12 protein-coding genes are annotated in these 12011 nt (G+C 67.7%); 3 read left to right on the top strand and 9 right to left on the bottom strand.

Translation table 11 applies throughout. From position 1 onward, the window contains the following. Window position 1 precedes the first annotated feature (1 nt). The 7 genes from B2W22_RS06160 to B2W22_RS06130 all read right to left on the bottom strand — a co-directional run bounded on the left by B2W22_RS06160 (window position 2) and on the right by B2W22_RS06130 (window position 6684). Window positions 2–484, bottom strand: a complete 483-nt coding sequence (locus B2W22_RS06160) for a YbaK/prolyl-tRNA synthetase associated domain-containing protein (protein WP_175136669.1) — start codon at window positions 482–484, stop codon at window positions 2–4. Window positions 485–550: 66 nt separating this feature from the next. Beyond that, on the bottom strand, window positions 551–1282 hold the full coding sequence (locus tag B2W22_RS06155) for a response regulator transcription factor (RefSeq protein WP_175121763.1): 732 nt from the start codon (window positions 1280–1282) through the stop codon (window positions 551–553). Window positions 1283–1414: 132 nt separating this feature from the next. Further along, window positions 1415–2884 carry an efflux transporter outer membrane subunit gene (locus tag B2W22_RS06150; protein ID WP_286936632.1) on the bottom strand — a complete coding sequence of 490 codons (1470 nt, stop codon included), beginning with the start codon at window positions 2882–2884 and terminating at the stop codon, window positions 1415–1417. A gap of 5 nt (window positions 2885–2889) precedes the next feature. Then, entirely contained in the window at window positions 2890–4035 is a 1146-nt protein-coding gene (locus tag B2W22_RS06145) for an ABC transporter permease (protein WP_175121761.1), read from the bottom strand. Beyond that, window positions 4032–4979, bottom strand: a complete 948-nt coding sequence (locus B2W22_RS06140; protein WP_175121760.1) for an ABC transporter ATP-binding protein — start codon at window positions 4977–4979, stop codon at window positions 4032–4034. The genes B2W22_RS06145 and B2W22_RS06140 overlap by 4 nt, the downstream gene beginning before the upstream one ends. Further along, entirely contained in the window at window positions 4976–5929 is a 954-nt protein-coding gene (locus B2W22_RS06135) for an HlyD family secretion protein (RefSeq protein WP_175185390.1), read from the bottom strand. Before B2W22_RS06135 ends, B2W22_RS06140 begins: the two co-directional genes overlap by 4 nt. 2 nt (window positions 5930–5931) lie before the next feature. After that, window positions 5932–6684 carry a TetR/AcrR family transcriptional regulator gene (locus B2W22_RS06130; protein ID WP_175121758.1) on the bottom strand — a complete coding sequence of 251 codons (753 nt, stop codon included), beginning with the start codon at window positions 6682–6684 and terminating at the stop codon, window positions 5932–5934. A 163-nt stretch (window positions 6685–6847) separates the two neighbouring features. Between B2W22_RS06130 and B2W22_RS06125 the strand changes: the two genes are divergently transcribed. From B2W22_RS06125 to B2W22_RS06115, 3 genes are all read left to right on the top strand, one after another. Further along, window positions 6848–7897 carry an NADP-dependent oxidoreductase gene (locus tag B2W22_RS06125; RefSeq protein WP_175121757.1) on the top strand — a complete coding sequence of 350 codons (1050 nt, stop codon included), beginning with the start codon at window positions 6848–6850 and terminating at the stop codon, window positions 7895–7897. Further along, complete coding sequence (locus tag B2W22_RS06120; RefSeq protein ID WP_175121756.1) at window positions 7894–8574, top strand: type 1 glutamine amidotransferase domain-containing protein; 681 nt, start codon at window positions 7894–7896, stop codon at window positions 8572–8574. Before B2W22_RS06125 ends, B2W22_RS06120 begins: the two co-directional genes overlap by 4 nt. A gap of 143 nt (window positions 8575–8717) precedes the next feature. Further along, window positions 8718–9317, top strand: coding sequence for an HD-GYP domain-containing protein (locus B2W22_RS06115; RefSeq protein ID WP_175185388.1), 600 nt, complete (start codon window positions 8718–8720; stop codon window positions 9315–9317). Between the two features lie 17 nt (window positions 9318–9334). On the opposite strand, the gene B2W22_RS06110 is transcribed toward B2W22_RS06115, so the two are convergent. Further along, window positions 9335–10933 (bottom strand): glycerol-3-phosphate dehydrogenase/oxidase, encoded by a 1599-nt coding sequence (locus tag B2W22_RS06110; protein WP_175121754.1) that lies wholly within the window; start codon window positions 10931–10933, stop codon window positions 9335–9337. A 92-nt stretch (window positions 10934–11025) separates the two neighbouring features. Then, window positions 11026–11817 carry a DeoR/GlpR family DNA-binding transcription regulator gene (locus B2W22_RS06105; protein ID WP_224776955.1) on the bottom strand — a complete coding sequence of 264 codons (792 nt, stop codon included), beginning with the start codon at window positions 11815–11817 and terminating at the stop codon, window positions 11026–11028. Window positions 11818–12011: the final 194 nt, after the last annotated feature.

Below are 12011 nucleotides of genomic sequence, written 5' to 3'. Positions count from 1 at the left end.
GTCAGGCCTTGATCAGCGGCGCCTCGTCGGGCGCGGCCAGGCGGAAATAGTCGTCGGTGTTCAGCAGGATGGACGCGTCCAGGCGTCCGGCGTTGAACACGATTTCGTCGTGGCGCTCGCGCAGGCTGGGATCCACCAGCAGCGTCAGGTCGGGATTGAAGCTGAAGGGCGGGATGGCGCCGATCTCGCAGCCCGTGAGTTCACGTGCCAGGTCCTGCGATGCCAGCGAGGCCTTCTTGCCGCCGGCCGCCCGCGCGATGGCGTCCAGGTCGGCCTGTTTGTCCGCCGGAAAGACGGCGAGCACGTTCTTGCGCTGGTTGGACGAGATCTTCACGCGGCAGACCAGCGCCTTGGCGCCCTGGCTGACCTCGGTGCCGCGGATGGCGGCCACTTCGACGGACTTGCCGGCGGCAGCGTGTTCGAGCAGGCGGTAGCGCGCCCGATTCTGGATGAGCAGGGCTTGCAGGCGTTCAAAGACTTCCATGGGACGGATGGGGCAGAGGCGGGCCGGGAGTCGGCCCTGTACGCGGAATCATACGCCCGCCGCGCGTCAGATTTCCCCGGTGAACGCGTAGCCCCAGCCCCAGACGGTGCGAATGGGCAGTTCCACGTCGACGTCCTGCGCCTTGCGCCGCAGGCGGCTGACGACGACGTCCGTGCGGCGCATGGATTCGCGGCCGGAATGCGGGTCGATGCCAGGCGGATCGCCGCGCGGCATGCGCTTGTCCGGCGCGCCGGTCAGCTTGAGCAGGAACTCGCGCTCGGCCTGGGTCAGCGCCAGGCGTCTGCCCTGGGGGCTGACCAGCGTCCAGGCGGCGTCCAGGAATTGCCACTTGCCGGTCGGCTCGGCGGACGCCACGGGCGGCGGCGCGGGCCGGGCATCGGCCTCGGCCGCCCCGCGGCGGTTGGCGGAGGTGGGGACGCGGCGCACCAGCGCCTGCAGGGCTGCGGCGATTTCGCCGGTGACGACCTCGGGCGAAAAGCAGGCGTCGGCGCCGCAATGCAGGCCGAGGATGCGGTTCTCAGGGGTATCGAAGGCGGAAATGGCAACGATGCCGGCGGTGGTGTCCATGGCGCGCAGACCTGCGACGGCCATGCAGAGATCGGTGAACTCGGCCTGCATCACGAGCAGCGGGGTGCGGCGGGCCTGAAACAGGCGGAACAGTCCGTTGGAGTCTTCGCAAGGGCGCGGCGAGAACCCCATTTCGGCCAGTTCGTCGCTACGGCGGACGCGCTGGCCGGCGTCGGGCGCGAAGACGATCAGGTCTAATAGGTCATTCATGAAATCGTTGTAAACATCATGCAGCTTGAGCGCTTGCATGATGAGGGGATACCGCGCTTTCCCAAGCCCCGCACAACGACACTTTCCTACCCGAATTCTCGGACATGGCCGCGCAGAGCGCGTTTTGCGGGCTTACGGGGCGGGTGCAACCGCCTCATTCCACCAGCCGCCGCCCAGCGCTTGTAACAGCGCCGCCGTGTCGGTGTAGCGCGCGGCATCCGCTTCGATGCGCGAAATCCTGGTCTGCAACACCTGCCGCTGGCTGTCCAGGAGGCTCAGGTGGCTGATGCCGCCGGCCTGGTAGCGGCCCGCCGCGATGCGTTCGGCCTCGTCTGCGCGGCGCCACGCATCGTCGTAGGCCGCGAAGGCGTCACCGTCCGTCTGCAGCGCGCGCAACGCATCGGCCACCTGGCGAAAGCCGTCAAGCACCGTCTGGCGAAATGATGCGGCGGCAGCGTCATACGCCGCTTCCGCCGAGCGCTTGCGGGCCCGCAGCTCGCCACCATGAAAAAGAGGCTGAACCAGCCCGAGTCCCAAATTCCACACGTTGACGCCGTCTGACAGTTCGTTCACGCCCGTGCGCTGCGAACCGAAACTGGCGGTCAGCGTGAACTGCGGATACAGGTTGGCCGTCGCCACGCCCACGTCGGCCGACGCCTTGCGCCACAGGGCTTCGGCCGCCAGGATGTCGGGCCGCTGGCGCGTCAGCGCCGACGGCACGCCGGTCGGAACGTCGGGCGGCAGCGTCAGGTCCGCCAGGCGCAGCGGCGGCGATTGCAGGGCGGCGGGCAGCACGCCCAGGTAGGTGGCAAGCTGGTGGGTCACCTGCGCAAGCTGGTATTCCAGCGGCGGGACGGTGGCGCGGGTCTGCGCGACCAGCAGCTCCTGGTTGCGCAGATCGGCCAGGGCAATGCCCCCGGCGTCCAGGCGCTTGCGCATGATGTCCTGCTGGCTGACTTGCGCCGCCAGCAGGTCGCGTGTGGCGGTCAGCCGCTCGGCCAGATCCGCCTGGCGGATCGCGGCGGTGACCACGTTGGCCGCCAGCGACATGCGCGCCGCCTGCAGTTCATGCGCCTGGTAATCCGTTTGGGCGGCCAGGCTTTCCAGCGCGCGGCGGTTGGCGCCGAACACGTCCAGCGTGTAGGACACGTCGATCGAGGCGTTGTACAGCGTGAAAGGCGGGGGCGGCTCGGCCACCGGCACGCCGTAGGCGGCGGGATCGACCTTCTTGCGCGCCGCCGACAGATTGCCGTCCACCGCGGGCAGCATGCGCCCGCCGGTGTCCGCGGCCAAGTCTTCCTGCGCCTGCCGCAAGCGCGCACGCGCTTCTTCCAGCGTGGGGCTGGCGTCCAGCGCCTGCCGCACCAGCCGGTCCAGCGCGTCCGACCGGAACAATTGCCACCACTGCGCGGGAATGTCGGCGCCCGCTTGCAGACGCTGCTGGCCCGCGGGCAGCGCGTCCTGCCCGTTTGGCGTATAGGCTGCAACGTCCGGCGCGGCGGGCGTATCGAAGTCGGGGCCGACCGCGCAGGCCGACAGCAGCGCGCACAGCGCCATCGAGACCAGGGGACGGGAAGCGGGCATGAAGGCGGGGCAGGACATGGGCTTCAATCCAGGGTGCGGCGGTAGAACTTCACGGCGGCGGTCATGACGATGACGGTGAACAGCATCAGGGGCCAGATGTTGGGCCACAGGTCCCACCAGCCGTTGCCCTTGAGCAGGATGCCGCGGATCAGCCGGTTGAAATACGTCAGCGGCAGCAGGTTGCCCAGGTGCTGCGCCCACATCGGCATGCCCTGGAACGGAAACATGAAGCCGGACAGCAGCATGTTCGGCAGGAAATAGAACATGGTCAGCTGCATCGCCTGCAGCTGGTTCTGCGCCAGCGACGACAGCGTGATGCCCACGGTCAGGTTCGCCGCGACGAACAGCAGCGCGGCCAGGTACACGGACAGCAGGCTGCCCATGATGGGCACGTGGAAGACGAAATGCGCCGCCGCGAGAATGATGCTGGCCTGGATCAACCCGATGGCGATGTACGGCACGATCTTGCCCGTCATCACCTCGATCGGCCGCACCGGCATCGCCAGCAGGTTTTCCATGGTGCCGCGTTCGCGCTCGCGGGTCATCGCCAGTCCGGTCATCATCACCAGCGTCATCGTCAGGATCACGCCCATCAGCCCCGGCACGGTGTTGTATTGCGAGATCTGCTCTTCGTTGTAGAGCTGGTGGATGCGCACGTCGAAGGGAGGCTGGCCGCCCGCCAGGCTGGCAAGCGGTCCGGTCAGATCCTTTTGCGCGACGGCCTGCGTCAGCTGCGTTGCTGCGCCCAGCGCCATCCCGGTCGCCATGGGGTCGGTGGCATCGGCTTCGATCAGCAGCGCCGGGCGTTCGCCGCGCAGCAGGCTGCGCGTGAAATCCGGCGGAATGGTCACGACGAACAGCACGCGGCCCTGCGCCAGCGCGGCGCGGCCCGCTTCTTCGGTGTCCAGTTCCTCGACGATGTGAAAGTAGTCCGACGACCGCATCGCCGCGATGAAGCTGCGCGTGAACGGGCTGTGGTCCGCCGCGATGATGGCGGTGGGCATCTGGCGCGGATCGGTGTTGATGGCATAACCGAAGAGCGCGAGCTGCATGATCGGCAGGCCCACGATCATGCCGAAGGTAATGCGGTCGCGGCGCAGCTGCAGGAACTCCTTGAGCACCATGCTCCACCAGCGCGACCACGAAAAGCCGTTCAGGCGCGCGGTCATGGCTGGCCCGCGAAGTTGTCGGTGGACCGGTTCATCAGGTAGATGAAGACGTCCTCCAGGCTGGTGTCGATGCGTTCCAGGCGCAGATCCTGGCCCGCGATGGCCGCGCGCAGCGTGCTTTCCAGCGTGGCCGCGTCCCGGCCGCTGACGTGCAGCGCAGATCCGAACGCGACCGTCTGGTCAACGCCGGGCGCACTGCGCAGTTGTTGGCCCAACGGCACCAGGTTGACGCCGTGGATGGCCCAAGTGGTCAGTTGCTGCTCGGCGATGACCTCGTCGGCGGTGCCTTGCGTCAGCAGCTTGCCGTACGAGATGTAGGCCAGCTTGTGGCAGCGTTCGGCCTCGTCCATGTAATGCGTGCTGACCAGCACCGAGATGCCGCGCGCCGCCAGTTCATGCAGCTGTTCCCAGAAGTCGCGCCGCGCCGTCGGATCCACGCCGGCCGTGGGCTCGTCCAGCAGCAACAGGCGGGGCTGGTGCAGCAGGCAGGCGGCCAGCGCCAGGCGCTGCTTCCACCCGCCTGACAAGGATCCCGTCAATTGCCCCGCACGCGTTTGCAGCCCGAGTTCCTGCAGGGCGCGGTCCACGGCCTCCTTGCGCTGCGGCATGCCGTACATGCGCGCGACAAAGTCCAGGTTCTCGCGGATGGTCAGGTCCTCCCAGTACGAGAACTTCTGCGTCATGTAGCCGACATTGCGCTTGATCTCGGCGCTGTCGCGCAGGATGTCGTAGCCCAGGCATGTGCCGCTGCCGGAATCCGGCGTGAGCAGGCCGCACATGAGGCGGATGCACGTCGTTTTGCCGCTGCCGTTGGGCCCCAGGAACCCGAAGATCTCGCCTTCGCGAACCTGCAGCGACACGTCGTTCACGACATGCTTGTTGCCGAAATGCTTGTTCAGGCCGCGTACGTCGATGACGTTGCCGCCGGCGTTGGGCGCATTCATGGCAGCGTCGCCTCCACCGGCTGACCCGGATGCAGCCGCGCCGCCTGGTCGGCGGCGGGGCGGGCCTCCACCATGTACACCAGCTTGCTGCGGCTTTCGCGGCTGTAGATGACCGGCGGCGTGTATTCGGCCTGGTCCGACACGTAGTCGATGCGCACGGGGATCGGATCGCCGCAGCCGTCGCAGCGCAGCGTGGCCTGCTGGCCGATCTTCAGCGACCCGACCACCGTCTCCGGCACGAAGAACCGCACCTTGATGTTGCCGGGCGGCAGCAGGCTCACGACCGGACTGCCGGCCGGCACCCATTCGCCCACGCGGTACATCGTGTCGAAGATCCGCCCGGCGGCCGGCGCGGCCAGCCGCTTCTGGTTCAACGTCCATTCGGCCTGCGCCAGCGCGGCGTCGGCGGCCTCCACCTGGGAGGCCTGCGCGCGGCGGGCCTCGTCGCGGCCGGGCAGCCGGTTTACCTCGACCTGCGCCTGAAGTTCGCGCACGCGCGCCGCGTCCGACTGCGCCTGTTCGCGGCTGTCGTCCAACTGCGAGCGCGCGATGCCGCCGATGCGGAACTGCGCGTTGTCGCGGGCCAGCTGCGCCGCGGACCGGCGGCTGGCGGCCTGCGCCTGCGCCAATTGCGCCAGGCTGACGTCGACCTCCGGCGCCCGCTTGCCGGTGGCGATGTCCTCCAGTTGCGCGCGCGCCGCGGCCGCTTCTGCCTGCGCCTGATCGCGTGCCGCGGCCTCGCGTGTGGCGTCCAGTGCGTACAGCGGCTGGTTGGCGTCGACCTGCTGGCCGCGCCGCACCGCCAGGGTGTCCAGGCGGCCCGGTTCGGACGAGGCAACATACACGTAATCGCCTTCGACATAGCCCTGATAGAACGGCTGGTCGTTATTGCCGCAGCCGAACAGCGGCAGCAAGGCGAGGGGGGCGGACAGGCGGCGTAAGGTGCGCATGGTCAGCGTCCTGGAGTCGGGGAGGGTAGAGACGGCGCGAACAGGCCGCCGGTCAGCATGGCAATGGCGTGGGCCGCAATCGCCTCGTTATCGATCGACTGCGCCACCGGGTCGTCCTGCCAGATGCGGCGCCACAGGTTGGACGTGGCAAGCGGCAACAGGGTCAGGCCCAGGATGGAAAGGAACACGAGGCGCGGTTCCACGCCCGGCGTGATGGCGCCGCGGCGCTGGCATTCGGCGATGAGGCCCGCGAACGCCTGCAGCCGGTCCGACGGCAGATGGCGCAGCACGCGATCTCGCAACTGGCCGCCTTCGTTGACGACCTCGTGCATCCACAACGACGGCAGCCAGGGCTTTTCCGTGGCGCTTTGCACCACGCGGCCGACCACTTCGGTGATGAAACCGCGGGCGGCGGCGGCCGGGTCGGGCGATGCGCCGGGCCCGGTAGTGGGGGCCCCGTCGATGACGGCCCCTCCGCCCTCCAGCGGCACGGGCGCCCAGACAAATCCGATCACGGGCACGATCCGTTCCAGAACCACGGCGTCGATCAACTGATCCCGGCTCTTGAAGTAGTAATGCAGCATCGCCGGCGTCACGCCGGCACGCTGCGCAATGTTGGCGATGGTGGTGGCGGCGACGCCCTGGGCGGCGAACAATTGCGTGGCCAGATCCAGGAGATTGGCGCGGGCGGCGGCGTTGTCCGGACGGGGCGGGCGGCCGGGCCGGCGGGCGGGAAGGCGAGTGGGGGAAGACATGCGGCCGATTCTAATTAAAGACTTAATTAATTAAAAGAGGGTTCGATCAACAGGGTTTCAAGCCGGCCGCGCGGCCATGGGTGGTGTAATGGGCCGGTTCCCCAACCTGCCGCCCGGGGTTGTCCGCAAGGCCCGGCCGGCGCTACGAAGGAGACCGAACCTCATGCCGCAATCCGCATCCACTAACCGCCGCATCGTGCTTGCCGCCCGGCCGCACGGCGAACCCACCGATGCCGACTTCCGCCTGGAAACCGGCGACATCCCTCAACCGGGACCGGGCCAGGTGCTGCTGCGCACCGTCTATCTGTCGCTCGACCCCTACATGCGCGGCCGCATGAGCGACGCGCCGTCCTATGCCGAGCCCGTGCAGATCGGCGAGCCGATGGTGGGCGGTACGGTCACCCGCGTCCACGCCTCCAACAATCCGCAGTTTCAGGTCGGCGAGTGGGTCCTGGCGCAGACCGGCTGGCAGGATTTCGCGGTGTCCGACGGCGCTGGACTCTTGCGCCTGGGCGCCAATCCCGAAAACCCGTCGTGGTCGTTGGGCGTGCTGGGCATGCCGGGCTTCACCGGCTACATGGGGCTGCTGGACATCGGCGAGCCCAAGGCCGGTGAAACGGTTGTGGTCGCCGCGGCCAGCGGCGCGGTCGGCGCGGTGGTCGGCCAGATCGCCAAGATCCACGGCTGCAGGGTCGTCGGCATTGCGGGCGGGCCGGACAAGTGCCGCTACGTGGTCGAGGAACTGGGCTTTGACGAATGCGTGGACCACCGTCAGCCGGACCTGCCCGGGCGCCTGGCAAAGGCGGCGCCGCAAGGCATCGACGTGTACTTTGAAAACGTCGGCGGCGCGGTCTTCGATGCCGTGCTGCCCTTGTTGAACCCGCGCGCCCGCATCCCCGTCTGCGGCCTGATCTCGGCTTACAACGCCACCAGCCAGCCCGAGGGCCCGGATCGCCTGGCGCTGCTGATGCGCACCATCCTGACAAAGCGGCTGCGGATGCAGGGCTTCATCATCTTCAACGAATATGCGCATCGCTACGGCGAATTCCGCGAGGCCATGCAGGACCTCATCAAGCAAGGACGCATCAAATACCGTGAAGACGTGGTCGACGGCCTGGAGAACGCCCCGCGCGGGCTGATTGGGCTGCTCAAGGGTGAAAACGCCGGCAAGCGCATTGTGCGCGTCGGCCCTGACGAATGGAGCGCTACATGAACATCCTGATCGTGCTGACTTCCCACGACACGCTGGGCAACACCGGCCGCAAGACGGGCTTCTGGCTGGAAGAGTTTGCGGCGCCGTACTACGCGTTCCTGGACGCGGGCGCGAAGATCACGCTGGCCTCGCCGCTGGGCGGCCAGCCGCCGCTGGATCCCAAGAGCGACGATCCTGACGCGCAGACCGACGACACGCGCCGCTTCCAGAAAGACGCGGACGCGCAGCGCGTTTTGGCGTCCACGCGCCGGCTATCCGACGTGCAGGCGTCGGACTACGACGCGGTCTTCTACCCGGGCGGTCACGGCCCGCTGTGGGACCTGGCCGAGGACGCCAAATCGGTGGCGTTGATCGAGACCATGCTGGCCGCGGGCAAGCCGGTCTCGGCGGTGTGCCATGCGCCGGGCGTGCTGCGCCATGCCAAGACGGCCGACGGCAAGCCGCTGGTGCAGGGCAGGCAGGTCACGGGCTTTTCCAATGCGGAAGAAGCCGCCGTGCAGTTGACCGATGTGGTGCCGTTCCTGGTGGAAGACGAGCTGAAAAAGCTGGGCGGGCTGTACAGCAGCGGGCCGGACTGGCAGTCGCATGTGGTCAGCGACGGCCTGCTCATCACGGGGCAGAATCCCGGCTCGTCGGTGGGCGTGGCCAAGGCGCTGCTGGAACGCCTGAAGGACTGAACGCCGTCACGGCACAACAGCAGGAAGACGAAGCGCGGCCCCGCGCTCGACGCTCGGCGGCCGGACATCGTTGCGAATTGTGTCAGAATTCCGGCTTTCCGATATGCGCGCGCCGCCATGCCAGTGCGGCGCGCAGTTTTCCAATGCCCCCCGACGTACCCGACATATCCGCAGGATCCTATGAAGCGGCGCTCTTTGCCGCAATACAGGCGCGTGACCCGGCCACCGGCCGGCATTGCAATAGAGTGGCTGCGTTGAGCGTGGCGCTGGCCGAAGCCTGTGGACTGCCGGAGCACGAGGTGGACGTCATTGCCGTGGCCGCGCGGCTTCACGACGTGGGCAAGATCGCCACGCCCGATCGTGTGCTGCACAGCCCGCACCGGCTGGTATGGGAAGACTGGGAAATCATGAAGGCGCACGCCGCCGCGGGCGCTGCCCTCATCATGCAGACCGCGATGCCGCAGCGCGAGGCCATTGCGCTGGCGGTGCGGCACCATCACGAGCATGTCGACGGCTCCGGTTATCCGGACGGTCTTGCCGGCCACGCCATCCCGCTGCATGCGCGGATCATCTCGGTGGCCGATTCCTATGACGCGCTGGGCGATACGCGGCCCTATCATCCGGCGCGCTCGCACACGCAGATCATGGACATCCTGAACCAGGAGTCGGGATCGAAGTTCGATCCCGACCTGCTGCGCGTGTTCGAATCGTTGATCCGCGAAAGCCGCCTGCGCGTGCCGTAGCGGTTTACCGTAGCGAACTACTTCAGGCGATAGGTCGCCGCGACGGTGGCCAGGTCCTGCAGCGTGCGCTGCTGCCAGGCCGCGTCGTGGCCCAGTTCCTCGGCCAGGATGCGGGCCACTTCCGGCGCGGCCAGCATCGCGGCCTCGGCATCCAGGAACAGCGCGCGGTTGCGGCGCGCCAACACGTCCTCGGCACTGCGCGCCAGTTCAAAGCGCGCCGCAAAACGCACGTGCGCTTCGGTCAGGCCGCTGGCCTTGACCAGCATGCGCTGCGCGCCGGGCAACGCCTGCAACGTCGCCAGATCGCTGCCGTAGTAGCTGTCCGGCGTGCCGGCGTGTTCCTGCGACGGTGCAAGACCATTGGCGCCATGCAGCGGCAACGATTCGGTGCGGCACGAGGCCTGCGTCAGCAACTGATGCTGGATGGCGGTGTCGACCACGTCCTGCGCCATGCGGCGGTACGTCGTCCACTTGCCGCCGGTGACCGTCACGAGGCCGGCCTTGGACACCAGAATCGTGTGCTCGCGCGACAGCTTCTTGGTGGAGGCTTCGCCGGTCGCCTTGACCAGCGGACGCAGGCCGGCCCAGACGCTGGTCACGTCGTCGCGCGTCGGCTTGCGGCTGAGATAGCGCGCGGCGGTGCTCAGGATGAAATCCACGTCCTGTGCGCCGGCATCCGGGTCCAGCGGCAGATCCTGGCGCGGCGTGTCGGTGGTGCCGACGATGGTGTGGCCGTTCCAGGGCACCACGAACAGCACGCGGCCGTCATCGGTCTTGGGAATCAGCACGGCACGCTTGCCGGGCAGGAAATCCTGCGGCAGCGTCAGGTGCACGCCCTGGCTGGGCGCGACCATCGTCTGCGCGTTCTTGTCTTCCATGCGGCGTACGGCGTCCACCCACACGCCGGTGGCGTTGACCACGCAGCGCGCGCGCAGCGTGAACGACGCGCCGCCGATCACGTCCTGTGCGGTCACGCCGTCGACCTTGCCGTTGGTGGTGGTCAGGCCCGTGGCGCGCACGTAGTTGACTGCCGTGCCGCCCAGGTCGAATAGCGTGCGCATCAGGCTCATGGCCAGGCGCGCGTCGTCGAACTGGCCGTCGTAGTACAGCACGCCGCCCTTCAGGCTGCGCCCGCTGACGGTTTCCGCAAGGGTGGGGGCGTTGGCCAGCGTTTCGCGGCGCGACAGCCAGCGGCTGGGCGACAGGTTCAGCTTGCCGGCCAGCATGTCGTACATCTTCAGGCCGATGCCGTAGAACGGCTGGTCCAGCATCGTGTAGGCCGGCACCACAAAGCCCAGCGGCCACACCAGGTGCGGCGCGTTGCGGTTGAGCAGGCCGCGTTCATGCAGGGCCTCGCGCACCAGGCTGACGTTGCCTTGCGCCAGATAGCGCACGCCGCCGTGCACCAGCTTGGTAGCCTTGCTGGACGTGCCCTTGGCGAAGTCGGCGCCTTCGATCAGCAGCGTCCGGTAGCCGCGCGCGGCGGCGTCGACCGCCGTGCCCAGGCCGGTTGCGCCGCCGCCGATGACGATGACGTCCCAGGAATGCGTGTTGTCCAGCGTGTTCAGAAGACGGCTGCGGTCGGGCGGGGTGACGGAGGCGAGGGGTTGGTTCATGTTCTTTTAGGGCGGCAGGGCCGCGAGGTAAATGCGTCGATGTGCTTGCCGGCGGGGCTTGCGCGGACGATGCGTCCGCGGCGGCGCTCGGGTCAGGGTGTAGGTTTGGGGACGTGCGGCGCGGCGGCGACGTCGCAGCGCACGCCGGCGTCCAGCAACACTTGTGCCAGCGGTTCCTGCGGATGCGCGTCGGTGAAGAAGCGGTCGATCTGCGAGATATGCGCCAGTTCCACCATGGCCTGGCGCTTGAACTTGCTGCTGTCGGCGGCCAGCCAGACCTCGCGCGACTGCTCGATGATCGTGCGCGCCACGCGCACTTCGCGGAAGTCGTAGTCGCGCAGGGTGCCGTCGGCCTCGATGCCCGAAATGCCGATCAGGCCGATGTCGACCTTGAACTGGCGGATGAAGTCCATCGTGGCTTCGCCGACGATGCCGCGGTCGCGCGAGCGCACCACGCCGCCGGCGACGATGACTTCGCAATCCGGGTTGTCGGACAGGATGTCGGCCACGTGCAGGTTGTTCGTGATGACACGCAGTCCGCGATGGCGCAGCAGCGCGCGCGCAATGGCCTCGGTGGTGGTGCCGATGTTCAGGATCAGCGAACAGCCGTCCGGCACGGCGCGGGCCACGGCTTCGGCGATGCGCTGCTTGCCCGCGGCGTGCAGCCCCTGGCGCTTGCGGTAGGCGATGTTCTCGATGGTGGAGGCTTCAATGCGCACCCCGCCATGAAAGCGCGATAGCAGGCCGGCTTCCGAAAGGATGTTGACGTCCCGCCGCACGGTCTGCAGCGTGACGTCGAAACGTTTGGCAAGCTCTTCGATCGAGGCCGAGCCCTGGGCCCGCACCATTTCGATCAGCGCGCTCTGTCGTGGATTCAGTGTCATGTTCGAATGATAAAACAACAAAAGCGAAAAATAATGACGCACCGCAAGATTGTTTTTTGTTCGCTTCTTCAGTAAAACGCACAAAAAACGAAAGCCATCTGAAAGAGTATGCTCATCGTGTTGCGCCCGCGCGGGAACGTGGCGGCGCGCAAGCTGGGACGCTGTGCCGAATACCGAAGTCCGTAGAAAACAGG

The organism is Achromobacter sp. UBA4530 (assembly GCF_002388205.1).
Taxonomy (GTDB): Bacteria; Pseudomonadota; Gammaproteobacteria; order Burkholderiales; family Burkholderiaceae_B; genus Achromobacter; species Achromobacter animicus.
The sequence above is the reverse complement of the archived record's forward strand: the minus strand, read 5'-3'. Positions and strand labels throughout refer to the sequence as shown.